The sequence below is a fragment of the Streptomyces sp. NPDC029674 genome (assembly GCF_044903205.1).
Taxonomy (GTDB): domain Bacteria; phylum Actinomycetota; class Actinomycetes; order Streptomycetales; family Streptomycetaceae; genus Streptomyces.
Window position 1 is genome coordinate 518736 of the sequence record NZ_JBJDPY010000004.1, and the last position, 23421, is coordinate 542156.

Consider the following 23421-nt stretch of genomic DNA (forward strand, 5'->3'; position numbering starts at 1 on the left):
GATATCGCCACAACGAGCGAATGGGCAAACATTCGTACGACCTTCAGGGGCGCACGCGCGGCAGCCCCGTCACGGCCATCACCAGAGAGTAGAGCGAGCTGGTCGCCGTGATGAAGAGCCGGTTGTTCTTCGGGCCGCCGAAGGCGATGTTCGACACCGGCTCCGGCACCCGCAGCCGGCCGATCAGGGTGCCGTCGGGGTCGTAGCAGTGCACCCCTCCCTCGATGGCGGCGGCCCACAGGCGGCCGCCGTCGTCGAAGCGGAGGTTGTCGAACCGGCTGACGTCGTCCTTCGTCTCGGCGAACACCTTGCCCTCGGAGAGCGTGCCGTCCTCGCGTACGTCGAAGACCCGGATGCGGCCGGCCCCCGTGTCGGAGACGTACAGCTGCCGCTCGTCGGGCGAGAAGACGAGCCCGTTCGGCGCCCCGAAACCGTCCGCGACCAACCGCACCTCGCCCGTCGAGGGGTCGATCCGGTACACGTTGCGGCCGTCGATCTCGGGCTCCGCGCGGAAGCCCTCGTAGTCGCTGGTGATCCCGAAGTCCGGGTCGGAGAACCACACCGAACCGTCCGAGTGGACGACCGCGTCGTTCGGGCTGTTCAGCCGCTTCCCCTCGAACCGCTCGGCGAGGACGGTGACGCGGCCGTCGGGTTCGGTGCGGGTGACCCGGCGGTTGCCCTGCTCGCAGCAGATCAGCCGGCCCTCACGGTCGACGGTGTTGCCGTTGACGTGCCCGGCCGGCGAGCGGAAGACGGAGACCGCGCCGGTCTCCTCGTCCCAGCGCAGCAGCCGGTCGTTCGGGATGTCGCTCCAGACGAGCTGGCGCCAGGCGGGCAGGTACAGCGGGCCCTCGGCCCACCGGCAGCCCCCGTACAGCTTCTCCAGCCGGTCGTCCCCGTTCGCGCACCGTCCGGTACGGAACCGCTCGTCCAGGATCTCGTACAGGGAGGTGCTGTCATCGCCGGACATGAATACCCCTTAGCCGCCAGGAACCGAATGTCGTTCGGACGATCATGACTATGCCAGAACGCTGTATGGTTGCGCCATGGTGACTGTGGATGACGTGGACCGTCGGCTGATCTCCCTCCTCCAGGAGGACGCGACGATCTCGTACGCCGCGCTCGGCAAGGGCGCCGGACTCTCCGCGGGCGCCGCACACGAGCGGGTCCGCAAGCTGCGCGAGCGCGGCGTCATCCGGCGCACGACCGTCGACGTGGACCCCGCCGCGCTCGACCGCGGAGTGCTCGCCTTCGTGATGGTCGACTCGACGGCGTGGATGGGGGAGTCCGCGGACGCGTTCGCCGCGATCCCCGAGATACAGGAGGCGCACGTCATCGCGGGCAGCGCCTCGGTCCTGGTGAAGGTCCGCATGGCCACCACCCGGCAACTGCAGGACGTGCTGCGCCGCTTGTACGCGATCGAGGGCGTCAGCGGCACACACGCCACGGTCTCCCTGGAGACGTTCTTCGAACGCCCGGTCTCGCCCCTGCCCGAGCGCCGCCAGGCCTCGGAGTAGGCGCCGCCTCAGCTCGGGGCCGACGTTCCGCGGCGGCGCACGGCGGCCACCGCGCCGAGGACCACGCCGACCGCCAGGACGATCAGGCCGCGCGTCCACACCTCGGCCTCGATCTGCGTGGCGAGCAGCACGCAGGAGGCCGCGCCGAGGACGGGCAGGACGGTGTACGCCCGGAAGTGGGACCGCTCCACACGGTCCCGGCGCAGCACGAGGACGGCCGTGTCGACGAGGAAGAACACGACGAGGAGCAGCAGCACGAGCGTGGAGGCGAGCGTCTCCACGTCCCCCGTCAGCGCCAGCAGGAACGACAGGGCGGTCGTGGCCGCGATGGTCGCCCAGGGGGTGCGGCGGCCGGGCAGCACACGCGTGAGGAAGTGCGGCAGGAGCCCGTCGCGTGCCATGCCGTAGGCAAGGCGTGAGCTCATGATGCCGGTGAGCAGCGCGCCGTTGGCGACGGCGACGAGGGCGATGGCGCTGAACAGCTTCGGCGGCACCCCGCCGGCCTCCCGCACCACTTCGAGCAGCGGGCCGCTGGAGTCGGCCAGCGTCTCGGTGGGGACGGCCACCGAGGCGACGATCCCGACGAGGGCGTAGACGGCCCCCGCCGTCACGAGGGCGCCGAAGAGGGCGCGAGGGTAGGAGCGGCGTGGGTCGCGGGTCTCCTCGGCGACGTTGACGGAGGTCTCGAAGCCGACGAAGGAGTAGTACGCGAGCACGGTCCCGCTCAGGACCCCGGCCGCTGCCCCCTTCTCGGCGGTGCCGAGCTGGACGAGCCGCCCGGCGTCGCCGTCGCCGCGCAGGAACAGCCACACGCCGAGGCCGATGACGATCAGCAGCCCGCCCACCTCGATGACGGTCGCGGCCACGTTGGCGCGGGTGGACTCACTGATCCCGCGCGCGTTGAGCAGGGCCAGGGCACCCAGGAAGAGGGCCGCCACCAGGACGACGGGCAGGGTGACGAAGGCGGTCAGGTACTCCCCGGCGAAGCCGCGGGCCAGCGCGGCCACGGAGACGATGCCCGCCGCCAGCATGCAGAACCCGGCCAGGAATCCGGCGAACGGCCCGTAGGCGAGCGTCGCGTAGTGGGAGGCGCCCCCGGCCTTCGGATACTTCGTGGCGAGCTCGGCGTACGAGGCGGCCGTCAGCAGGGAGAGCAGCAGGGCGAGAACGAGGGGCACCCATACGGCCCCGCCCGACTCGGCGGCGACCTGGCCGACGAGGACGTAGACGCCCGCCCCCAGCACGTCTCCGAGGATGAAGAAGTAGAGCAGCGGTGTCGTCAGTGCCTTCTTGAGGCCGACGGACTGGTCGTCGGACTTGTCGGTGAGTTGCTCGGCCACTCGTTTGTGCTCCTCGGTGCGGAATCCCTCGTTCAGTCTGTCGAACGCCGCCGCGTGGGACGGCGTTCGACACGAGGGTTCCCCTCAGACGCTGCCTCCACCGTCGACGGTCAGCACGGCGCCCGTGACGAAGCCGGCATCCGGGCTCGCCAGGAAGGCCACCGCCGCGGCTATGTCCTCGGGCGTGCCGATCCTGCCCAGCGGGCGGTCCGCGGCTTCGGCGAGGAACTCGGCGTCGGACTGGCCGAGTTGGTGCGCCTCACGGGCGAGCATGGGGGTGCGGGTGTCGCCCGGGGCGACACAGTTGACCCTGATGCCCGCGGGGCCGTGGTCCAGCGCCATGGCCTGGGTGAGCATCACCACACCGGCCTTCGCCGTGCAGTACGCGGCGGCCTTCTCCCCGGCGCGCAGGCCCCAGCCGGAGGCGACGGTGACGATGCTCCCGTGTCCGGCCCGCTCCATGAGAGGGAGCACCGCCCGGCACACGAGGAAGACCGAATCCACGTTGTCGGCGAACGTCGCGTGCCAGTCGTCCAGGGACAGCTCCCGCACCGTCCCGCGCCGGATGCTCCCCGCGACGCAGCACACGTCGGTGATGCCGCCGAACCTGCCGACGACCTCCTTCACCAGCGCCGCGACCTCGTCCTCCGCGGAGAGATCGCACAGGAACGGCTCGGCGTGCCCGCCGGCGGCGCGGATGGCGCGGGCCACCGTCTCCGCCTCCTGGTCCCGGTCGACGACCGCGACGGCCGCGCCCTCGTCCGCGAGGCGCCGCGCGACGGCGCGGCCGATGCCACCGCCGCCCCCGGTGACCAGCGCCACCCGTGCGCCGGGCCGTGCCGCCGTCATCGCGGACCTCCGGAGAGCGTGCCGTCGAACAGCTGGGTGAGGAGGGCCTTCTGGGTGTGCAGACGGTTCTCGGCCTGCTGGAAGATCTTCGAGCGGGGGCCGTCCTTCACCTCGGCGTCGACCTCCTCGCCACGGTTGGTGGGCATGCAGTCGAGGAAGACCGCCTCGTCGCCGGCGAGCCGCATCAGCGGTTCGGTGATCCGCCACCGGTCCGCGAGCCGGGTCCGCGCCTGGATCTCCTCCTGGCCGGCGAGTGTGGGCGACTTCCAGCTCAGGGTGTACACGGCGGCGCAGCCGCGGACGGCCTCCTCCAAGTCGTGGGTGAGGTCGACGCGCGCGCCGGTGCGGGCGGCGACGGCCTGGACGGCGCTGGTCACGCGCTCCTCGGGGGCGAAGCCCGGCGGGTGCGCGACGGTGACGCGGTGGCCGAGCAGGGCTGCGGCCATCATGGAGGAGTGCAGCACGCCGGGGGTCTTCTGGCGCGGTGAGTAGGACCAGGCGTACACGATCCGCCGGTCCGGGACCTGCTGGGAGCCGTACAGCTCGCGCAGTGTCATGAGGTCGGCGAGGACCTGGCAGGGGTGTTCCTCGTCGTCCAGCGCGTTGATGACGGGGATCGTCGCCCGGTCGGCCATGGCGCGGAGGCGGCGGTGCCCCGCGCCGTACTCGTTCATGTCGTACCAGCGGACCACGAGCGCGTCGAGGTAGCGGTTGAGTACGCCGATGGTGTCCTCGATCGACTCGCGGTTGGCGAGCCGTAACTCCTCCACGCCGTACGGATAACTGACGGCGCCCAGTTGGGAGGCGGCGACCTGGAAGGAGACGCGGGTCCTGGTGGACGGCACGTTGAAGAGCAGGCCGATGCAGCGGCCCGCCAGGTGGGCGCGTGTGTCGTCGCCGCGTTTCATCGCTTCGGCGAGATCGAGCAGGGAGGACATTTCCTTGGCTGTGAGGTCCTGTATTCGCAGGATGTGTCGCGCGGTCACGTGAGTACTCCTGTCTCGGTGGGCGGGGTGACGCGCTTGCGCAGCCACCGCTCGGCGATGACGGCGACGAGCAGCATCGCGAGGGCGATGACGACGCTGACTCCGAAGAACGGCAGCATGGCGACGGTGGCCGCGATGACCGCCAGGTTCAGGCGGGCGGTGCGGCCCCGGGGGAGGAGCCGGGCGGCGGAGAGGAAGGCCATGAGGAAGATGAGCAGGTAGGTGGCCGACGACGCCTTGATCAGCGTGGTCTCGCTGGAGTCGGTGATCAGGAGGATGACGACCGGTACGGCGTAGCCGGGCAGGAGGGCGAGAACGGCGCGGGCCGGGACCCTGCCGCGCGCGGAGAGTCTGCTGAGCCCGGTCGGAAGGAGGCCGTCGCGGGCGAGTGCGAAGACGACCCGCGAGGTCCCCAGGCACCAGGCGTTGGTGGTGAGCAGCAGCAGGATTCCGGCGATGAGATATCCGGTGCTCCGCAGCCCGGAACCCGTGGCCACCTCCAGGAGCCGCACGAACGCCGTCAGATCCGACTGGCCCGCGGAAGTCCCGGGCAGGGCCACGGAGACGGTGAACGCCATCGCGAAATACAGGATCCCCACACAACTGACGGCGTAGAGAATTCCTTTGGGGAAGGTGCGTGCGGGATCCCGCACCTCCTCTGCCACCGGCGCCGCGTTCTCCCAGCCGATGAATCCGAAGAAGCAGATGAGCAACGCAGTGCCGAGAGAACTCCAGCCGTGCGGCGCGAACGGCGCGAGGCGCGTGTAGTCCCCCTCGGGCAGGGCCAGACAGATGACGGCGACCAGCAACAGCACCACGGTGCCGAGAACCGCCATCTGGGCCCGCGTACTCACCTTGATCCCGCAGAGGTTGAGCACCACGCAGAACACGATGACGGCGGCGCCCGCGAGGAGGGCCGCCCGGTTCGACGCCGTGGGATCGACCGCCGCGAGCAGATAGCGGCCGGCCGCGAGGCCGAGGACCGGATTGCCGGCGAGCAGTGTGATGAGGAGGAAGACGGCGGCGATGCGGCCCGCCCGGGGGCCGAACGCCGCTTCCACGAACTGGGCGACGCCCTTGCTCGTCGGGTGTTGTACGGACAGCGTCGCGAAGATCAGCGCGAAGGGATAGCTGTAGAGGATGAGCAGCCCCCACGCGACCAGGGAGAGCGGCCCCGCCTCCGCCCAGGCGAGAGCGGGGATCAGGAGCACGCCGGCGCCCATCACGGAGGTGACGTAGTGCGCCACGAGCCCGGGGGTGCCCAGTCTGCGTGGCAGCCGAGGGGGCCCGGGCGCCTGGGCCCGGGCCCTCTCCGCCGAGGTCATACGGTCTGCCTCGGCTGCCCCGCCTGGTCGTCGCGCGAGCCGTTCCAGAGTCCGTCCATGGTTTCGTGACTGATCTGTTTGTGCAGGTCGGCGCGGGACGCGTACCCCATGTTGATGATGAGGCGACGGCCGCCGCTGAGCGGATAGACGCGGTGCAGAGTGGTGTCCGTGCGCATCAAGTAGAGGTCGCCCGGCAGCAGTTCGAAGGAGTGGATGGGCTGCGTGATGAACTGTCGGTGCAGCTGCGGATCCTCCTTGTTCCAGTACGTGCGGGGCACGCACTGGACGAATCCGCCGTGCTCGGCGGGCGGGCAGGCGACCACCCAGACGAGCGCGAAGCTGTAGTCGTCCCAGTGCCAGCCGTGGGTGTCACCGGACTGCTCCAGCTCGGTGATCACATACCGCTCCGGCTCGTACGGGCAGGTGAGCACCGGCTCGCCCGCGACCTTCCCCAGCGCGTCGAGGAGACCCGCGGAGGCGTACACCGCCGGAATGACCGAGCCGTACTCGTCGATTTCCTTGTGGCGGACATTGCGCATCAGCCGAGGGGTGCCGCCGGTCTCCTTGAAGCTCATGCGGCGGCGGACACCGTGTTCGGCGACGAGGGTTTCGATTTCGTCCGCAACCGATGTTTTGACTCGGTCGGGTACCAGGAAGGGCAATTTCGTGAATCCCAGCTGGAGAAAATCGCGGCGCGCGCTCTCCAGCAGGTGTTCCTCGACATTCTCGACGAGGTGTTCAGAGAGGGACTGGACGAGGCCCCCGATCCGGTCGTCCGGTCGCATGACCAGCTCCCCACGTGGTCGGCAGAGGGTTTGCTCTTCGGGCTTACTCTTCGGTCTTTTCGAAGACGGAAGCCTACCGGGTCGACCTGTGAGCACCAAGGAAAGCGATGCGTTCAAGCCAGCGCGATGCGGTGGCCTTTCCAGAATATCGAGCTCCGTTTTACATGATTCACGTGAAACGTCATGGCTTCGCTTTTGACGCGGCGATTCTTTCTGTCACATTGCCGCATTGTCGCTTGCCGTGGAAGGGCCCGGCGTCAGCCGTCCGGCCGGTCCGCCACCCGCACCGACAGCCCGTAGTCCAGCTCGGCCCCGTCGACGAGCAGCGCCTCGACGGACCGGGTCGCGGGGTCGATGTCGGCCTCCATGCCGTCCCCCACGTAGCGCGGATAGCCGGACGCGCCGGTCTCCCCGGTGGCGACCACCACCGCGGAACGCAGCGGGTTGTCGCCGCCCACCGTCCCCGTCCCGCGCTCGGTGAACTCGGGCACCAGCAGAAGCTCGTAACTCCGCGGATCAGTCGTCATGACAGTGACGCTAGACAGGAGTCGGCCGCGCCGCACGTTCTGTCCGCCGCGTGTCACGGGCCCGGCGTCCGGCGGCTCACTGGTCCAGGCCGGCGGCTCACTGGTCCAAGGCCTGGCCGGCCGCGGTCACCACCGCGTCCGCCAGGGCCGCGAGCGCGGGGGAGTCGAGCTTCCACTGCTGCCAGAACAGCGGTACGTCCACGACCCGGTCGGCGTCGAGCAGGGTCAGCGCGCCCGAGCGCAACAGGGGCTCGGCCTGCTCCCGCGGCACCACGCCCCAGCCGAGGCCCGCCTCGATCGCCTCGACGAACCCGCGCGACGAGGGAACGTAGTGCCGCAGCGGGCTCGCCCCGCGCCCGCCCGTCACCTTGCGCGCGAAGTCGTCCTGCAGACAGTCACGGCGGTCGAAGAACACCACGGGCGCGTCCGCGAGGACCTCCCCGAGCGGCACCCGCGGCCAGTCGCCGAGCCGCCGCGCCACGAACTCCGGCGAGGCGACCGGCAGATACCGCATCCGCCCGAGACGACGCACCGTGCACCCCGACACCGCGTCCGGCGACGACGTGACCGCGGCCATCACCGATCCCTCGCGCAGCAGCGACGTGGTGTGGTCCTCGTCCTCGCGCCGCAGCTCGAAACAGATCCGCGGCTCGTCGGGGATCCGGGCCAGGGCGGAGAGGAACCAGGTCGCGAGCGAGTCGGCGTTCACCGCGACCGGCAGGACGGCGGGCTCACCCGTGTCGCTGATGCCGAGCTCGGCGCGCGCGTCCCGCTCCAGGCGGCCCAGCTGCCGGGCGAACCGCACGACGACCTGCCCCGACTCGGTGGGCCGCACCGGCTTCGTCCGCATCAGCAGGACACGGCCGATACGGCGCTCCAGCGCCTTGACGCGCTGGCTGACCGCGGGCGGCGTCACGTGCAGGGCGGCCGCCGCGGCGTCGAAGGTGCCCTCGTCGACGACGACGAGGAGCGTCCGCACATGCTCGAGCGGCAGCTCCGACAGCGTCCCGGACGCCGGACCGGCCTCAGCGTGTGACTTTCCCGCACCTGACTTCACAATTGCTTAAGCTACATCAGAATCTTTACCTGTACTTACTGCGTCAATGATCCCTAACGTCGAAGCCATGGGAACCACACTCGCCACCGCCGCTGCCGGATTCGGCACCGGACTCTCGCTCATCGTCGCCATCGGATCGCAGAACGCCTTCGTTCTCCGGCAGGGAATCCGACGTCAGGCGGTGTTCAGTGTGGTCGCCATCTGCGCCCTCTCCGACATGGTGCTCATCGCCGCGGGCGTCGCCGGAGTCGGCACCGTGGTGACGGCCTGGCCCCCGGCGATCACCCTCGTCGGCCTGATAGGCGGAGGCTTCCTCCTCTCGTACGCCGTACTCGCCGCACGCCGCGCCCTGCGCCCCACCGCCATGACGGCCACCGGCACGACGGCCGGGTCACGGCGCGGCGCACTCCTCGCCTGCCTGGCCATGACCTGGCTCAACCCGCACGTCTACCTCGACACGGTCCTCCTCCTCGGCTCGGTCGCCGCCGGCCACGACGGTCTCCGCTGGGCCTTCGGCATCGGCGCCATGCTCGGCAGCGTCTGCTGGTTCGTCGCCCTCGGCTACGGCGCACGCCTGCTCAGCGGCTTCTTCGCGCGGCCCGCCTCGTGGCGTGCGCTGGACTTCCTGATCGCGGCGACGATGACGGTGATGGGTGTGACGCTGATCGTGGGCGCGCTCTGACCTGCGCTCTGACCCGCGCCTTGTGCCGCCGGCCGAATCTCACCGCCGCTTCGTCGTACGCCTCCAACCGAACGGACCCGGCAGGTCCATCGACGTGGTGCGCCGCCCGGTGCTGCTGTGCGTACGCCGGGGCCCGTGACGACCGCCCGTGGTGAGAGACCACGAACGCTTGTTGATGTTCAGCCGAACCCCGGGAAGTATCCGGAAACTCTTGCGGAACGTGAGTGGCATGGACTCCTCCTTGCGTCTGCCGGCGAGTACCCGAACCGGGACGCCCGTCACGGGCGGGGCGGCTCCGCGTCCGCCTGACGGGGGACGGGCACGCGAAGGAGGTTGCCCGGGTGCGGGTCGCCGTGCACGACCAGTGACCGGCCCGGGTGGTGGGCGGCGGCGCGACGTTCGGCGTACGTCATCGCCCGGTCGTACGCGGTACTCGAGCAGGGGCGGTCCAGCTCCTTTCACAGTCTCTCGACCAGCTCACCCAGTTCGATGGCCTTCTGCCGCTCGGACGCGAACCGAGCCGGGACAGGGGTTCGCCGAGGTTCTCCAGCAGCAGCGCGAAACGGTCCTCGTCGTGGTCCAGGAGGAGGGCATAGCCGGACCCTCCGGCGCGCAGCAGCGTCCGGGTCTCAGATCCCGCACCGGGTTTGGGAAGGGCCAGTTCGAGGACCGCCGGGCGGCCGCTCGCCGTGCGGGCCCGGGCGACGTATCCACCGTCGCCCGCCCGCAGTCCGTCGCCCCCAGCCGTTCCGCCCTACCTTGCGCCGACGCCCCTTAGGTGACCGTTCGGGGTAAACCCCCACGCGGATCGGCCAGTTGGGATGATGTGGCCGCCCGGCCGGGGCGGCGAGGATCTTCCGTATGACGAAGATCAAGCGGAACACCGCGCTGCTCGCCGCCTCCGCCGCCGTTCTCACGCTCACCGTGCCGCTCGCCGCCTCCGCGTCGACAGCTGCCGACGCGGCGGATGCGGCGGATGCGGCCGTGACGGGGCTGGACTGGGGTGAGTGCGAGGGGCGGGCGCCGGGCTCGCGGCAGGAGTGCGCGGTGCTCGATGTGCCGATGGACTACGCCCACCCCGAGGGCGAGAAGATTCAGATCGCGGTCTCCCGTGTCCGCAGCGAGAAGCCCGCGGCTCGCCGCGGCGCGCTGCTGCTGATCCCCGGCGGGCCCGGCGGCTCCGGCCTCGACGGACCGTCGGGGAAGGGGCAGAAGCTGCCGCGGAGCGTGCGGGACGCCTACGACCTGATCGGCTTCGACCCCCGCGGCCTCGGCCGCTCCACGCCGGTGTCCTGCGGCTTCGAGCAGGGCGACCTCGCGCCGTCCGCGCTGCGCCCCTGGCCGGGCCCGGACGGTTCCGTCGCCGAGAACATGGTCACAGCGAAACGCCAGTCCGACGCCTGCGCACGCAACGGCGGCGAACTCATCCGCAACATCAGCACCGCCAACAACGCCCGCGACATCGACCGTATCCGCGCCGCGCTCGGCGAGGAGAGACTCTCCGCGTGGGCCGTCTCGTACGGCACGTATGTGGGCGCCGTCTACAGCCAGTTGTTCCCGCACCGCACCGACCGCGTCGTGCTGGACAGCAACGACGACCCCGATCCCGCCCGGGTCGGCCGCGGCTGGCTCGCGGCGCACGAGCGGGGCGTCGAGGACACCTTCCCGGAGTTCGCCGAGTGGGCCTCCGCACCCGGAAACGACCACCGCCTCGCGGACACGGCAGCCGAAATACGCCCACTCTTCCTCCGGCTCGCCGCCCGCCTGGACCGCGAACCGATCCCCTGGCCCGGCGCCAACCCGGCCGTACTGAACGGCAACGTACTGCGGCAGACCATGCTCAACGCGATGGACGACCCCGACGACGACTTCCCCGGCCTCGCCCGGCTGATGAACGGCGCGCTGACGGGCGACCTGCCGCCCGCACCCCCGGCGCCCCCCGAGAAACCGCTCCAGAACTCCGTCGCCGTCGGCTCCGCGACCCTCTGCAACGACGTCGCGTGGCCCACGTCACCCGCCCACTACCAGAAGGGCGTCACCGAGAGCCGCGCCAAGTATCCGCTGACCGCCGGCATGCCCAGGAACGCGATGCTCTGCGCCGCCTGGCCCTTCGAGCCGAAGGAGGACCCGGTACGCATCACCGACCGCGGGCCTTCCAACATCCTCCTCGCCCAGAACGAGCGCGACCCCAACACCCCGCTGAGCGGCGCCCTGAAGCTGCGCGAAGCGCTCGGCCGCCGCGCCGTCATGGTGACGGCCGACGCCACCGGCCACGACACCTACCTCGCCAACGGCAACGCGTGCGGCGACCGTACGGTCTCCCGCTTCCTGGCCACGGGCAAGCGGCCCGCTCACGACACCTACTGCGAGTGAGCCGCCCCCTGCGCGTGTGAAGGTGGTCACAAGCGGCCGTCTCATGATCGGGGTCGGGTGCCATCGGGGCACCGAGTTCGCGTAAGGTCGCGGGTCGGCCGCACACGGCCGACCCGATCACCGCAGTCACCGAACAAGGAGCCGCAGGTCATGCCGGCCAATGACGCCACCCAGGCGCCGATCTATCACACCCTCGTCCAGGAGCACGGCGACGTCGTCGCCACGGCCCGCAAGGCCGCGGAGGAGACGCAGCAGACGGCCGAGGACCTGTTGGACTTCAGCACACCCGCCCGGGTGAGCGGCACGCCCGCCGGGCCCGCGTCCTAGCGGCGCCCGGCGCGGTGCGGGTGCCTGCGCGATGCGTGTGCGGGCGCCGGGAAGGCGCCGGGCGGTCCGCCATTCGCGCCGCCCGCGGCCGGTCGGCCAGGATGGCGCGATGGACATGGATTACGAGTTCTGGAAAGACATCCACGACCGCGGCGGCATCCCCGCGGTCAAGAGCGCGTTGGAGGGCCTGCCCGGTGACCTGCCCCCGCAGGACGCCGACGCCGCGACCGCACTGGCCCTGAAGGTCATCGAGGACGACATCGCCCGCATCAACGCCCGGGCGGACCAGGCCGAGGCGCGGGCGCGCGCACTGGCCGAGCAGGCGCGCGAAGTGAACCAGCAGCTCACCGAGCACGCGGCGGGCGTGGCGGACGCGAAGCACGCGGCACACGTGGCGCACGTGGCGGACGGCGGCAGCCCGTCGGACTCGGACGACGAGGTTCCGCCCGGCACCTGACACGGCACCGCGGGCGACTCCTCACGTACGCGCCATCAGCCGCACCATCGCCGTGTCGTACCGCGCCTGCAGCCCCTCGTCCGCCGAGACCCGGAGCAGCGCACCGAGCGCGCGGACCGCGCCGTCGTCGTAGCCGGACGACTCCGCCTCGCGGGCCGCGCTCTCCAGCCGCTGGATGCCCTCGGCCTCGTCGCCCATCCCCAGCAGCGCTTCCCCCGTCACGGTCCGCAGCAGCACCCGCGCTGCCACGGACGCCTCCGACGGACTGTCGAGGTCCAGGGCGGCGACCGCCGTCTCGAAGGCGGCCTGCCACTCCCTGGCGTCGAGACGGTGCCGGGCGAGGTGGTACAGCGCCAGACGTTCCGTGTTCCGGTCGCCGACGCTGTGTGCGAGCTCCGCCGCGAGCGCGCACCCCTCGGCGGCTTCCTCTGGACTGCCGAGTTCGGCCTGCGCGAGCGACAGGTTGATCAGCGCGGTCGCCTCACCGCGCGTGTCCCCGGCCCGCGCGGCGAGCACGGGCGCGGCCTCCAGATGCACCAGCGCCTCAGGGGTGCGCCCCTCCTCCGTCAGGACCCAGCCGAGCAGCGCACGGACCCGTGACTCGGCGCGCGGATCGCCATCGGCCCGTGCGGCCTCGAGTGCCGTACGCAGCAAGGGAGTCCAGTCGTCCCGCACCCGCCACACGATCTGCGGCCAGAGCGCCAGGACGATCCGCCACGTCCTGCCGTGCAGCCCGGCCGCGGCCGCCGCGGCCGCCGCCAGCGTCAGGTCGTCGCGCTCGGCCGCGTACCAGTCCATGGCCTGCTCGCGGTCGGCGAACTCCCTCGTCGCCGACGGGGAACGGAAGTCCGGCGGCAGCGTGAAGCACGACTCGTCACCGGGCTCGGCCGCGTCGGCGGCGGCCAGCGCCGTCGCCACACTGTGGTCGAGCCCGCGCACCAAAGCGTCGGGCCCGGCGTCCAGACCACGCGCGTACAGCCGTACGAGATCGTGCAGCGTCCAGCGGTCCGGCGCGGTCCTGATCACCAGATGCGCCGCGGTGAGCTTGTCCAGCGCCGCCTCGGCCGCGCTCGGATCCGTGCCGGCGAGGGCCGCGGCCGTGTACCGGTCGACGTGCGTGCCCGGGTGCTGTCCGAGAGGGGCGAAGTGGAGCGCGGCGTCCTCGGGCAGTCTGCGCACGGTCAGCCGCAGCGCCGCCCGGACGCCCGTGTCCTCCACGTCCAGGAGGCTCAACCGGCGTGACTCGTCCGACAGTTCGGCGCACATCGAGCTCAGCGACCAGTCCGGCTGGTCCGCCAGCCGCGCGGCCGCCACCCGCAGCGCGAGCGGCAGCCCACCGCACAACTCCGCGAGGCGTCGTGCCGCCACCTCCTCCGCGAGCACCCGCTCCTTGCCGAGCACCGCGGTGAGCAGGGCCGTGCTGTCCTCCGGTTCGAGTACGTCCAGGGGGACGGGCCGGGCGGCGTCGGAGGCGATGAGCCCGCGCAGCCGGTACCGGCTCGTGACCACGGTGACGCACTCGGCGCCGCCCGGCAGCAACTCCCTGACCTGCTCGGACGCGCGTGCGTTGTCGAGTACGACGAGGAGCCGGCGATCCGCGCACAGGGACCGGAACAGCGCGGACGCGCCGCCGGCCGACTCCGGGATGCGGCGCGGCGCGACGCCGAGCGCCAACAGGAACTCCCGCAGCACTTCGAGGAGCGCAGGCTCGCCCGTGTCGTTGAAGCCGCGCAGATCGGCGTAGAGCAGACCGCCGGGGAACTGCTCGCGGTTGCGGTGCGCCCAGTGCGCCACGAAAGCGGTCTTGCCGACTCCGGCAGGCCCGGTGACCAGGCAGACGGGCGCCTCACCCGCGGCAGCCCGCGACAACGCGGTGAGCTCCCCGGCCCGCCCGTGGAAGCCGCGCGGCATGCGCGGCAGGAGGTCGATCGTGCCGGGCATGGGGGCGGGGGTGGGTATGGGCGAGGGAATGGTTGCCGGAGTTCCCGGAGTTCCCGGAGTTCCCGGAGTCCCCGGAGCCGCCGGTGCCGCGCCTGCGGGCCGGCCCGGGGCCGACCCCTGGCCCCCCGCGACAGCCCCCTCACTCCCCGCGCCCCCGTCACCCTCCCCACGCAACACATCGGTGTAGGCATCGGCCAGTTCCCGGCCCGGGTCGACTCCCAGCTCGTCGGCGAGCAGCCGGCGGGTGCGGTGGAAGCAGTCGAGCGCCTCCGAGCGGCGCCCCGCCCGCTGCAGTTCCCGCACGAGCGCGGCGGACAGCGACTCGCGCAGCGGATGGACACTGGCCTCCGCACGCAGCACCGCGGCGGCCCGGGCGTGTTCGCCCATCCGCGAGTAGGCCGCGGCCAGCGACTCCACCGAGGCGAGGCGGAGCTCCTCCAACGCCTGGGCGGCAGCCTGCAGCGGCTGGCTCGGATACGCGCCGGTCAGCGCGGGCCCCTGCCACAGCGACAGCGCCTCCTGGTACATCGCCACGGCGTCGTCGGGCGCGCGCTGGCTGCGGGCCAGCGTCACCAGCTCCTCGAAACGGTGGGCGTCCAGCAGCGACTCCGGCATCCGCAGGACGTACGCCGTGCCCTGCGTGAGCAGTTCGACACCGAACATGTCGGCGTCCGCACCGGTGAGCAGGGCCCGCAGCCGCGACACATGTCCCTGGATGACACCGCGGGCCCGCGCCGGCGGCTCGTGATCCCACAGCGCGTCCGTCAACTGATCGACCGGCACCGGATGGTTCGGCCTGAGCAGCAGAGCGGCGAGCAGGCTGCGCCGCTTGGCGGGACCGAGCGGCAGCACGCCGACCTCAGTGGCGACGGAAACCGCTCCGAGCAGCCGGAACTCCACTGATGCAACTCCTCTGGCGGGAAAAGATCCAGATTACCGCCGAGGCCCGAGTACCTTTCCGGCAGGAGCGGCCGGCGGTACGAGAGGGTGAGCGGGCATGACGGCATGACGGCCGAATGGGAGTGGGACGAGACCCTCTTCGCGGGCCCCGCCGCCCACTACGCGCGCGGCCGGCTTCCCTACGCCCCCGGCCTGGCGACCGCACTCGCCGGCCTCCTGGACCTCGACGGGCGCGGACGCCTCATCGACGTGGGCTGCGGACCCGGAACGGTCGCGCTGACCCTCGCCCCGCTGTTCGGCGAAGTCGTCGGCGTGGACCCGGACGGCGACATGCTCGCCGAGGCCGGCCGCGACGCCGCCCGGAGGGGCATGGCCGAGCGGACGCGATGGGTCCGGGCCCGGGCCGAGGACCTGCCCGCGGGGCTCGGCACGTTCTCCGTCGCGACCTTCGCCCAGTCCTTCCACTGGATGGACCGCGACCTGGTGGCGGCGACCGTCAAGAGCATGCTCCAGCCAGGTGGCGCCCTCGTGCACATCTCCGACCTGAAGTCGGAGCCCCGGACCGTCGAGGACGAGGAGCTTCCGTATCCGGCACCGCCGCACGAGGCGGTCCAGGACCTGGTCAGGCGCTACTTGGGGCCGGTCCGGCGGGCAGGCCGTGGAGTACTGCCGCACGGCACCCCCGGCGGCGAGGCGGCGGTGTTCGCGCGGGCCGGCTTCTCCGGTCCTCAGCGTCACGTCGTCCCCGGCGGACCGGCTCTGGAACGCTCGGCGGACGACGTCGTCGCGGGCGTCTTCTCCATGTCGGGCTCGGCTCCGCACCTGTTCGGAACCGGCCGTGACCGCTTCGAGGCGGACCTGCGCCGACTGCTGCGGGAAGCCTCCGCGTCAGGCCGGTTCTCCGAACCGAGCCCGAGCACCGAGGTGTTCGTCTGGCGGAACGACGCGGTGGGTCACTGACGGGACGCGCGCGCCGACCGGCCGCCGCGCCGTCGCTCAACCTCGCGCGCCCCTCCGTGGTCTTGCTGCGCGAGGGGCGTCGGAGCGCCCCTCGGACGACAGCGAGGAGTGCGGAATGGCGTTACGGAAGAGTTCGAAGTTCGGCATGGTGGGTCTGGTGGCGGCCGCGATGGCGGCCACGGCCTTTGTCGCCCCAGCGCAAGCGTCGGCAGACGCAGCCCGAGCGGTACCGGACGCGTCGGACGCGCCCGCCGCGCCGCAGGGCCACCGCGCCACCCAGCGCGCGATGGACGCGGCCGTGCGGGCGGGCACCCCCGGTGTCACGGCACAGGCCCGCGACCGCCACGGCGTCTGGGCGTCGACGTCAGGGGTCGGGGACCGTACGACGGGCGCTCCGCGCGGCAAGAACGACCGGTTCCGTGTCGGCAGCATCACCAAGACGTTCGTGGCGACCGTCCTTCTCCAGATGGAGGCGGAGGGGAAGCTCGATCTCGACGACACCGTGGAGCACCACCTCCCCGGCCTGATCCGCGGCAACGGAAACGACGGGCACAGGATCACCGTCCGGCAGCTCCTGAACCACACCAGCGGCCTCTTCGACTACCTCTCGGATGAGAAATACCTCGAGACGTACATGCAGGGCGACGGCTACCTGAAGCACCGCTACGACACCCTGCCGCCCAAGAAGCACGTGAGGGTGGCCCTGGCGCACCGGCCGCTGTTCGAGCCGGGTGCCAAGCACTCGTACTCGAACACCAACTACGTCCTGGCCGGGCTGATCATCGAGAAGGCCGGCGGCAGGACCTACGAGGCGGAGGTCCGCGACCGCATCATCAAGCCATTGGGGCTGAAGGCCACGAGCAACCCCGACAACGGCATCCACCTGCCGCAGCCCAGCAGCCGCGGGTACTCCAAGCTCTTCCCGTCGGACCCCGGCCGGATCGACGACATCACCGAGATGAACGGATCGCAGGGCTGGGCCGACGGCGACATCATCTCCACCACCGGCGATCTGAACCGCTTCTACAACGCCCTGCTGCGCGGCAAGCTCCTGCCGCCGAAGCAGCTCAAGGCGATGCAGACGACCGTCACCGTCCCCGACTCTCCGGACATGGCGTACGGCCTCGGCCTCACACGGTTGCGGACGAGTTGCGGCACGACGCTCTGGGGCCACGGCGGCGGCATGGTGGGCTGGCTGTCCCTGGCCGTCAGCACCGCGGACGGCCGGCACCAGCTCGCCTTCAGCTACAACGGTGACTGGGACGGCCAGTCCATGCAGGCGGTCATGGAAGCGGAGTTCTGCGAATAGTTCGGCGTTCCCAGAGCCATTCGGCGTGCGGTCAGCAACTCGCCCTGGCGGTGGCCGGGTTGGCGCGCCCCCGGCCGCCCGCGCCCTTGACACATGCATGCGGGTTCGCGACCTTTGAGCCTCGCAGGCCGGGGGACGGGGAACCGGGGGCGCGGCCATCACCGGCTGCTGAAGACCGTCGGCACGCTGCGCACCTCGCGCCGCGCGGGCGGCGGCGGAGGGTGGGGATGAGAATGGCGTACGGATCCGGGCTCGCCACGGCGATGGCGCGCCGACTCGGGCGCCCATGCGTCTACACGCCGTCGGCGCGGCTCGCGCTGTACCTCGCGCTGCGGCACTGGTGCAGACCCGGCGCGCGCGTGCTGATGTCGCCCGTGAACGACGACGTGATCCTCTTCGTCGTCCTCGCGGCGGGGCTGCGCCCGGTGCAGGCGCCGGTCTCCGCCCGGGACGGCAACATCGACCCCGCCGCCGTACCGGAGGAGACCTGGCGGAACGTGGACGCCGTCCTCACCACGAACCTGTACGGAATGCCGGACCGCGTCGTCGAACTCCGCCGCCGCTGCAACCAGTTGGGCATTCCGCTGTTCGAGGACGCCGCCCACGCGATCGGCACCCGCGTGGACGGGCAGCCGGTCGGGACGTTCGGGAAGGCCGCGGCGTTCAGCCTCTCCAAGCACGTGGCGGGGATGGCCGGCGGGTTCCTCGCCGTCGAGGACGAGCGCACCCGCCGGGAACTGGAACTGCTGCGCGACGAGCTCCTGGTGCCCCGCAGCCTCCGCGCCGACCTGTCCACCACGCTGCGCCCACTGGCACGTTCGGCCGCCCACGGCCTCCACCTGGTGCGCCCCGTCTGGCGCACCATGCAGCGCCTCGGCATGCTGGAGCGCGACACCTTCCGCATGGACCTCCACGCGCCCCGCCTCACCCGCTGCGCCTCCGAGGCGCCGAGCCTCACCGCGTACGAACCGTGGATACGGGTCGATCTGCATGGCTACCGGACCCGCCACGGAGCCCTCGTCCGCGGCCAGTTGAGGCTGCGGACGGCCCGGCTCGACGGCGACCTCGCCCGGCGCAGGATCGGCGCGTCGCTGCTCGCGGCCACCACCTGGGCGTCCCCCGCACTCCGCGACCGGCCTACGGACGGCGGGCCCCCGCCGCTCTTCCGCGTGCCGCTCCTGGTCCACGACCGGGACATCCTGGCGGACCGCCTGGTGCGGCACGGGGTGGTCACCGGATACATCTACGACCCGCCGCTGGACGACTACGCGGGCGCGGAGTTCGTGGAGCCGTCCCCGGACCCGTCGGCCGCCCGCTGGTTCGCCGCGCACGCGCTCCCGGCGGACCCGCTGCTCGCCCGGAAGATCATCAACGCGCTGGCGAAGGAACGGGTGACGCCCGCGCGGCCGCCCCTCGGCGACCGCGAAGGACAGGCGCTTCCGGTCGAACCTACTGGCGGGTAAGGTCAGGGGCCGCCCAGGAACGGAGCATTCCCCCATGACCCGCACGTTCACCGTGTCCCGCAGCATCGTGATCCAGGCGCCGCCGACGACGGTGTACGAGCAGCTCAGTAGGCCCGCCCGGATGGGCCGGTGGAGTCCGGAGAACCTCGGCGCGACCGTGCCGGGACCGGACGAACCGGCCCGGGTGGGCCTCGTCTTCGAGGGGCACAACAAGCGCGGAGCGTTCCGCTGGACCACCCGCTGCACGGTGACCGCGGCGGACCCGGGCAGCCGCTTCGCCTTCCGGGTGCACGCCATCGGCCTGAAGCGGCCCCGCCTGCGCGCGCCCATCGCCACCTGGGAGTACCGCTTCGAGGAAGCGGACGCCGAGGTGGCGGGGGCGGCGACCCGGGTGACCGAGACCTGGACGGACGACCGGCGCTCCTGGCCGGACGCCGTGGCCGGCGCCTTCGACCGGATCGCCACGGGAGGCCGCACCTTCGCGCAGTTCCAGGTGGGAAACATCGACAGGACCCTCCGCAACCTCAAGAGGGAACTGGAGGGCGCGCCGAGCCGCTGAACCCGTGGGTCAGCCGGTGGTCAGGGCCCGGCCGAGCAGGGGCAGCAGGCGGTCCCAGTGCCGCTGCAGCGCGGCGGCGTCGAAGGCGTCGGTGTCGGACATGGTGAAGCCGTGGACGGTGCCGGGGTAGGTCTCGATGCCGTGCTCGACCCCCGCGGCGTCCATGGCCCGGCCGAGCTCGCCGATGGCCTCGGGCGTCAAGTCGCCCTCGGCGAGGCCGAGGTGGACTTCGGCCGTCAGCCGGTGGGCGAGGCGGTGCGGGCTGTCGGCCGCGTCGGTGACCAGGAAGCCGGGGTGGAATCCGGCGACGGCGGCCACCAGCTCCGGATGGGCCGTCGCGGTGCGCATCGCCAGGGCGGCGCCCATGCAGTAGCCGACCACGCCGACCGGCCCGGCGCCGACCTCCGGCTGAGCGGTGAGGAACTTCAGGTAGGCGCCGGCGTCCCGCAGGACCCGCTCGGAGGTGTGCTCCTCGACCAGCGGCATGGCCTGGGCGAAGACAGCCGCCCGCGCTTCCTCCCCGATGTGCTCGGGAAGTTCGAGCACCGGCGCGGGGCGGTGCCGGTAGTAGACGTTGGGCACGAGCACGTAGTACCCGTGCCCGGCCAGCTCGCGGGCCTTCTTCTCCAACTCGGGCCGCACACCGAACGCGTCCGGGTACATCAGGACTCCCGGGTGCCGCTCGCCCCCGTCGGGGAGGGCGACGAAAGCGTCGGCGCGGCCGTCCGGGGTGGGAATCTGCACTGTCTTGACGGGCAAGTCGTTCCTTTCTTGGGCCGGTGCGCGGGGCACCGCCCGTAGCGGAGCCGGTCAGCCGGAGATCAACCCGGTTCATACGGCACGGTATGCGCTGCGCCGCCACAGGGTCGGCACCGGGGTGCGTGGTGATCAGCCCGGTCGACCGCGGCATCGGGTTGGTTAATCTGCACGGGTGACCATCGACCTCACCCTGCTGCCGCGTGTCGCCCACCGCGGGCAGGAGGTCACCGCACCCCGGATCCGCGCTCTCCTCGCGCTGCTGGCGGGCGACCCCCGTACGGGCTGCGGCGTCGAGCGCCTCGTGGCGGGGCTCTGGCCGGACGCGCTGCCGGAGCGGCCGGGAAAGGCGCTCCAGGTCCTCGTCTCCCGGGCACGGGCACAGCTGGGCGCCGACGTCGTCGTGAGCACGCCGACCGGATACCGGCTCGGCCTCGCCGAGGACCGGATCGACAGCTCCGCCCTGCTGCTGCACGCCGCCGCCAGTACGGAACGGGCCAGGGCCGGGGACCACGCGGGCTCCCTGGCGGCGGCCGAGGCCGGGCTCGCGCTGTGGGAGGGCACCCCGGACGGAGCCGGGAGCCCGGGCGACCCCGTCGCCGCCCTGCGCGCCGAACGCGCCCCCGCCCGCGCCACGCTCGTCCGCGCACGGGCGCTCGCCCTCGCCCGCCTCGGACGGCACGCGGCGGCCGCCGAGCCGCTGGCCCTGGTCGCCGCCGCGCATCCGCGCGACGAGGAGGTGCTCGCCGAACTGCTCCGCGGCGAGGCCGCGACGGCGGGCCCGTCCGCCGCGCTGACACGGTACGAGACGTACCGCCGCCGGCTGCGCGACGCACTCGGCACGGACCCGGGCGCCCGGCTCAAGGCCGTACAACAAGAACTGCTGCGCGGCGAGGCGCCCGCGGACAGGCACAGCGTGCCGCACGAGCCGAACCAGCTCCTCGGCCGCGACGAGGACATCGCGGCCGTGCGGCGGCTGCTGCGCGACTCCCGTGCCGTCACCGTCACCGGCCCCGGCGGCCTCGGCAAGACCCGGCTCGCCCACGCCGTCGGCCGCCGAGCCGAACAGCGAGCGGTGCACGTCGTGCCGCTCGCCGGAGTCACCGCGGACGAGGACGTGGCCGCGGAGGTCGCCTCCGCGCTCGGCGCGGGAGAGAGCCGGTACGGTGCCCTCGCCGGCCACGCCACGGCCGACCCGCTCTCCGCCGTCCGCGCCGTCCTGGCCACCGGACCCGTACTCCTGGTCCTCGACAACTGCGAGCACGTCGTGCGGGGCGCCGCCGACCTCGTACAAGCCCTGCTCTCCTCCACCGAGGACCTGCGGGTGCTCGCCACCAGCCGCTCCCCGCTGGACCTCACGTCGGAGGCGCTCTACGCCCTGCCGGCGCTCGGACCCGACACCTGCGCCGAACTGTTCACTCAACGGGCCCGGGCCGCCCGGCCGGGCGTGGAACTGCCGCCGGACGCGGTCGCCGAACTCTGCCGCCACCTCGACGGACTGCCGCTCGCCGTGGAGCTGGCCGCCGCGCGCGTACGAGTCCTCTCCGTGCCGCAGATCGCCCGCCGCCTCGGCGACCGGTTCGCACTCCTCCGCGGCGGCGCCCGGGACGCGCCGGAGCGCCACCGCACGCTGCACGCGGTCGTGGAGTGGAGCTGGAACCTCCTCGCGGACCCGGCCCGAGCGGCACTGCGCACGCTGTCCGTCTTCCCCGGCGGCTTCTCCGGCGAAGCGGCGGAAGAGGTCCTCGGCGACGAAGCGCTGTCCCTGCTGGAGCAGTTGGCCGACCAGTCGCTGCTCACCGTCGCCGACACCCCGACCGGCGTGCGGTTCCGCATGCTGGAGACCGTACGGGAGTTCAGCGCGGCCCGGCGCACGGAAGCGGGGGAGGACGAGGCGGCCGTCGGGCGGCTCCTCGGCTGGGCCCGGGACTTCGGCGTCGCCTACCACGACGTGCTCCTGGGCCCGGACCCCCTGGCGGCCAGGGAGCTGATCAAGGCCGAGCAGGACAACCTCGTGGCCGCGCTGCGGCACGCCCTGTCCCGTACGGACGGCCCCGCCACCGCCGCCGTCACCGCCGTCCTCGCCGCCCTGTGGTCGACCGACTCCAACTTCCCCCGCCTCACGGCACTGGCCGCCGAGACCGGCCCGCCGCTGTCGCACTACCGCCCCGAGCCGGCCTACGTCGAAGTCGCCCGCGCCGCCGCCGTGTTGTGCGTCCCCACCCTGTTCACGGGCTACGGCGCGCACGTCGCACGGCAGCTCGTCACCCTGCGCCGACTGCCCCCGGCCGCACCGGACACCCCGCTGCGCGCCACCGCCGCGGTGCTGAGCGCGGTCCCCGACATGGCCCCTCCGCGTTACGACGTGCTGCGAAGGCTCTGCGACAGCGAACAGCCGCTCGTCGCCGCCGTCGCCGAGTGCGTCGCCACGTACGTCTGGGAGTACGAGCACGACTTCGACCGCGCGCTGGCGTCGGCCCGGCGGATGAACACCGCACTGGCGTCGACCGACACCCCGTCCCTGCGCCTCCTCGGCCACTCACGGCTGAGCGAGCTGTCCCTGAAGACGGGACAGGGCGACACCGCGTACGAACACCTCAAGGCCGCGCTCGCCCTGCTGCCGCGGCTCGGCGACGAGAACGACTACATCGGCATCCGCTCCGCCCTCGTCCTCGCCTGCCTGCAGCGCGGCGACCCCGACGAGGCCGAATACTGGCTGCGCCGGACCGAGGGCGACGCCCCCTCGCCGCAGGACGACTTCTACAGCCCCGACCTCGGCGGCCGCGCCGAGATCGCGCTGGCCCGCGGGGACACGGAGGCCGGGCTCGGCCTGTGGCGCCGCGCCGTGGAGCGGCTGCCGCAGGCCCGGCCGATGCGTGGCGGCGACCCGTGGACCGACCCGTGGGCGCTGGCGATCCAGTCGGCGGCGGTGACGGCCCACGCCCACGCCGGCCGCCTCGAACCGGTCGCGGAGCCGCTGGACCGGTTGCGACAGCGGCTGCGGACACTGCTCGACGACCCGTCCCGGCCGCCCATGGAGCTCCCCGTAAGCGGAGCGGTGCTGCACGCCCTCGGTATGGCGGGTCTCGCGTCCGGCGACGCCTCCGCCGTACGGATGATCGCGCTGGCCGAACGGCTGCGGGTGCCGCGCGAGTTCCAGCCGACGATGTCGGAGACCCGCGCCCGGCGGGCGGCCGAGGACGCCGACCGGGCGGCGTACGCCGACGCGGTGTCGGAGTACGCCGCCCTGGGGCGCGACGAGCTGCGGACGGCCGTCCGCGCACTCATGCCGGCCACTTGAGCCCGCG

22 protein-coding genes are annotated in these 23421 nt (G+C 72.4%); 10 read left to right on the forward strand and 12 right to left on the reverse strand.

What is annotated here, in order from left to right; translation table 11 throughout:
* Positions 1–43 precede the first annotated feature (43 nt).
* Positions 44–970 carry an SMP-30/gluconolactonase/LRE family protein gene (locus ACI2L3_RS12880; protein WP_404752375.1) on the reverse strand — a complete coding sequence of 309 codons (927 nt, stop codon included), beginning with the start codon at positions 968–970 and terminating at the stop codon, positions 44–46.
* 76 nt (positions 971–1046) lie between these two features.
* On the opposite strand from ACI2L3_RS12880, the gene ACI2L3_RS12885 reads away from it, so the two are divergent.
* Complete coding sequence (locus tag ACI2L3_RS12885; protein WP_404752376.1) at positions 1047–1517, forward strand: Lrp/AsnC family transcriptional regulator; 471 nt, start codon at positions 1047–1049, stop codon at positions 1515–1517.
* Positions 1518–1525: 8 nt separating this feature from the next.
* Here ACI2L3_RS12885 and ACI2L3_RS12890 read toward each other — a convergent pair whose 3' ends face one another.
* The 7 genes from ACI2L3_RS12890 to ACI2L3_RS12920 all read right to left on the reverse strand — a co-directional run bounded on the left by ACI2L3_RS12890 (position 1526) and on the right by ACI2L3_RS12920 (position 8386).
* Positions 1526–2857 carry an APC family permease gene (locus tag ACI2L3_RS12890; RefSeq protein WP_404752377.1) on the reverse strand — a complete coding sequence of 444 codons (1332 nt, stop codon included), beginning with the start codon at positions 2855–2857 and terminating at the stop codon, positions 1526–1528.
* An 84-nt stretch (positions 2858–2941) separates the two neighbouring features.
* On the reverse strand, positions 2942–3706 hold the full coding sequence (locus ACI2L3_RS12895; protein WP_404752378.1) for an SDR family NAD(P)-dependent oxidoreductase: 765 nt from the start codon (positions 3704–3706) through the stop codon (positions 2942–2944).
* Positions 3703–4692 carry an ornithine carbamoyltransferase gene (locus tag ACI2L3_RS12900; RefSeq protein WP_404752379.1) on the reverse strand — a complete coding sequence of 330 codons (990 nt, stop codon included), beginning with the start codon at positions 4690–4692 and terminating at the stop codon, positions 3703–3705. Before ACI2L3_RS12900 ends, ACI2L3_RS12895 begins: the two co-directional genes overlap by 4 nt.
* Positions 4689–6017 (reverse strand): APC family permease, encoded by a 1329-nt coding sequence (locus ACI2L3_RS12905; protein WP_404752380.1) that lies wholly within the window; start codon positions 6015–6017, stop codon positions 4689–4691. Before ACI2L3_RS12905 ends, ACI2L3_RS12900 begins: the two co-directional genes overlap by 4 nt.
* Positions 6014–6802 (reverse strand): ArpA protein, encoded by a 789-nt coding sequence (locus ACI2L3_RS12910; RefSeq protein ID WP_404752381.1) that lies wholly within the window; start codon positions 6800–6802, stop codon positions 6014–6016. Before ACI2L3_RS12910 ends, ACI2L3_RS12905 begins: the two co-directional genes overlap by 4 nt.
* A gap of 257 nt (positions 6803–7059) precedes the next feature.
* The gene (locus tag ACI2L3_RS12915) at positions 7060–7329 is read right to left on the reverse strand and encodes a hypothetical protein (RefSeq protein WP_404752382.1); all 270 of its coding nucleotides are present in this window, start codon (positions 7327–7329) and stop codon (positions 7060–7062) included.
* 97 nt (positions 7330–7426) lie between these two features.
* The gene (locus tag ACI2L3_RS12920) at positions 7427–8386 is read right to left on the reverse strand and encodes a LysR family transcriptional regulator ArgP (protein ID WP_404752383.1); all 960 of its coding nucleotides are present in this window, start codon (positions 8384–8386) and stop codon (positions 7427–7429) included.
* Positions 8387–8453: 67 nt separating this feature from the next.
* Here ACI2L3_RS12920 and ACI2L3_RS12925 point away from each other — a divergent pair, with 67 nt between their 5' ends.
* Positions 8454–9068, forward strand: coding sequence for a LysE/ArgO family amino acid transporter (locus tag ACI2L3_RS12925; RefSeq protein WP_404752384.1), 615 nt, complete (start codon positions 8454–8456; stop codon positions 9066–9068).
* Positions 9069–9107: 39 nt separating this feature from the next.
* On the opposite strand, the gene ACI2L3_RS12930 is transcribed toward ACI2L3_RS12925, so the two are convergent.
* Positions 9108–9299 carry a DUF4236 domain-containing protein gene (locus ACI2L3_RS12930; protein WP_160502320.1) on the reverse strand — a complete coding sequence of 64 codons (192 nt, stop codon included), beginning with the start codon at positions 9297–9299 and terminating at the stop codon, positions 9108–9110.
* 47 nt (positions 9300–9346) lie between these two features.
* Positions 9347–9481 (reverse strand): hypothetical protein, encoded by a 135-nt coding sequence (locus ACI2L3_RS12935; protein ID WP_404752385.1) that lies wholly within the window; start codon positions 9479–9481, stop codon positions 9347–9349.
* 448 nt (positions 9482–9929) lie between these two features.
* Between ACI2L3_RS12935 and ACI2L3_RS12940 the strand changes: the two genes are divergently transcribed.
* From ACI2L3_RS12940 to ACI2L3_RS12950, 3 genes are all read left to right on the forward strand, one after another.
* Entirely contained in the window at positions 9930–11441 is a 1512-nt protein-coding gene (locus ACI2L3_RS12940) for an alpha/beta hydrolase (protein WP_404752386.1), read from the forward strand.
* Between the two features lie 150 nt (positions 11442–11591).
* Positions 11592–11768, forward strand: coding sequence for a hypothetical protein (locus tag ACI2L3_RS12945; RefSeq protein WP_404752387.1), 177 nt, complete (start codon positions 11592–11594; stop codon positions 11766–11768).
* 109 nt (positions 11769–11877) lie between these two features.
* The gene (locus ACI2L3_RS12950) at positions 11878–12225 is read left to right on the forward strand and encodes a hypothetical protein (protein ID WP_404752388.1); all 348 of its coding nucleotides are present in this window, start codon (positions 11878–11880) and stop codon (positions 12223–12225) included.
* 21 nt (positions 12226–12246) lie between these two features.
* Here ACI2L3_RS12950 and ACI2L3_RS12955 read toward each other — a convergent pair whose 3' ends face one another.
* The gene (locus ACI2L3_RS12955) at positions 12247–15066 is read right to left on the reverse strand and encodes a BTAD domain-containing putative transcriptional regulator (RefSeq protein WP_404752389.1); all 2820 of its coding nucleotides are present in this window, start codon (positions 15064–15066) and stop codon (positions 12247–12249) included.
* 105 nt (positions 15067–15171) lie between these two features.
* Here ACI2L3_RS12955 and ACI2L3_RS12960 point away from each other — a divergent pair, with 105 nt between their 5' ends.
* The 4 genes from ACI2L3_RS12960 (at position 15172) to ACI2L3_RS12975 (ending at position 19357) form a co-directional block, all read left to right on the forward strand.
* Positions 15172–16026, forward strand: coding sequence for a class I SAM-dependent methyltransferase (locus ACI2L3_RS12960; RefSeq protein ID WP_404752390.1), 855 nt, complete (start codon positions 15172–15174; stop codon positions 16024–16026).
* 115 nt (positions 16027–16141) lie between these two features.
* A complete protein-coding gene (locus ACI2L3_RS12965) occupies positions 16142–17335 on the forward strand; it encodes a serine hydrolase domain-containing protein (protein WP_404752391.1) in 1194 nt (397 codons plus the stop codon).
* Between the two features lie 227 nt (positions 17336–17562).
* On the forward strand, positions 17563–18798 hold the full coding sequence (locus ACI2L3_RS12970; protein ID WP_404752392.1) for a DegT/DnrJ/EryC1/StrS family aminotransferase: 1236 nt from the start codon (positions 17563–17565) through the stop codon (positions 18796–18798).
* Positions 18799–18832: 34 nt separating this feature from the next.
* Positions 18833–19357 (forward strand): SRPBCC family protein, encoded by a 525-nt coding sequence (locus ACI2L3_RS12975; protein ID WP_404752393.1) that lies wholly within the window; start codon positions 18833–18835, stop codon positions 19355–19357.
* 9 nt (positions 19358–19366) lie between these two features.
* Here ACI2L3_RS12975 and ACI2L3_RS12980 read toward each other — a convergent pair whose 3' ends face one another.
* A complete protein-coding gene (locus ACI2L3_RS12980; protein ID WP_404752394.1) occupies positions 19367–20116 on the reverse strand; it encodes a dienelactone hydrolase family protein in 750 nt (249 codons plus the stop codon).
* 172 nt (positions 20117–20288) lie between these two features.
* Between ACI2L3_RS12980 and ACI2L3_RS12985 the strand changes: the two genes are divergently transcribed.
* Positions 20289–23414 (forward strand): ATP-binding protein, encoded by a 3126-nt coding sequence (locus ACI2L3_RS12985; protein ID WP_404752395.1) that lies wholly within the window; start codon positions 20289–20291, stop codon positions 23412–23414.
* Positions 23415–23421 lie beyond the last annotated feature (7 nt).

Coding starts and splice junctions, on each gene's coding strand:
- ACI2L3_RS12935 (WP_404752385.1), bottom strand. CDS start 9,481: ATGACGTACGCCGAACGTCGCGCCGCCGCCCACCACCCGGGCCGGTCA.
- ACI2L3_RS12925 (WP_404752384.1), top strand. CDS start 8,454: ATGGGAACCACACTCGCCACCGCCGCTGCCGGATTCGGCACCGGACTC.
- ACI2L3_RS12910 (WP_404752381.1), bottom strand. CDS start 6,802: ATGCGACCGGACGACCGGATCGGGGGCCTCGTCCAGTCCCTCTCTGAA.
- ACI2L3_RS12950 (WP_404752388.1), top strand. CDS start 11,878: ATGGACATGGATTACGAGTTCTGGAAAGACATCCACGACCGCGGCGGC.
- ACI2L3_RS12970 (WP_404752392.1), top strand. CDS start 17,563: ATGAGAATGGCGTACGGATCCGGGCTCGCCACGGCGATGGCGCGCCGA.
- ACI2L3_RS12905 (WP_404752380.1), bottom strand. CDS start 6,017: ATGACCTCGGCGGAGAGGGCCCGGGCCCAGGCGCCCGGGCCCCCTCGG.
- ACI2L3_RS12975 (WP_404752393.1), top strand. CDS start 18,833: ATGACCCGCACGTTCACCGTGTCCCGCAGCATCGTGATCCAGGCGCCG.
- ACI2L3_RS12930 (WP_160502320.1), bottom strand. CDS start 9,299: ATGCCACTCACGTTCCGCAAGAGTTTCCGGATACTTCCCGGGGTTCGG.
- ACI2L3_RS12895 (WP_404752378.1), bottom strand. CDS start 3,706: ATGACGGCGGCACGGCCCGGCGCACGGGTGGCGCTGGTCACCGGGGGC.
- ACI2L3_RS12965 (WP_404752391.1), top strand. CDS start 16,142: ATGGCGTTACGGAAGAGTTCGAAGTTCGGCATGGTGGGTCTGGTGGCG.
- ACI2L3_RS12945 (WP_404752387.1), top strand. CDS start 11,592: ATGCCGGCCAATGACGCCACCCAGGCGCCGATCTATCACACCCTCGTC.
- ACI2L3_RS12960 (WP_404752390.1), top strand. CDS start 15,172: ATGACGGCCGAATGGGAGTGGGACGAGACCCTCTTCGCGGGCCCCGCC.
- ACI2L3_RS12880 (WP_404752375.1), bottom strand. CDS start 970: ATGTCCGGCGATGACAGCACCTCCCTGTACGAGATCCTGGACGAGCGG.
- ACI2L3_RS12915 (WP_404752382.1), bottom strand. CDS start 7,329: ATGACGACTGATCCGCGGAGTTACGAGCTTCTGCTGGTGCCCGAGTTC.
- ACI2L3_RS12885 (WP_404752376.1), top strand. CDS start 1,047: ATGGTGACTGTGGATGACGTGGACCGTCGGCTGATCTCCCTCCTCCAG.
- ACI2L3_RS12940 (WP_404752386.1), top strand. CDS start 9,930: ATGACGAAGATCAAGCGGAACACCGCGCTGCTCGCCGCCTCCGCCGCC.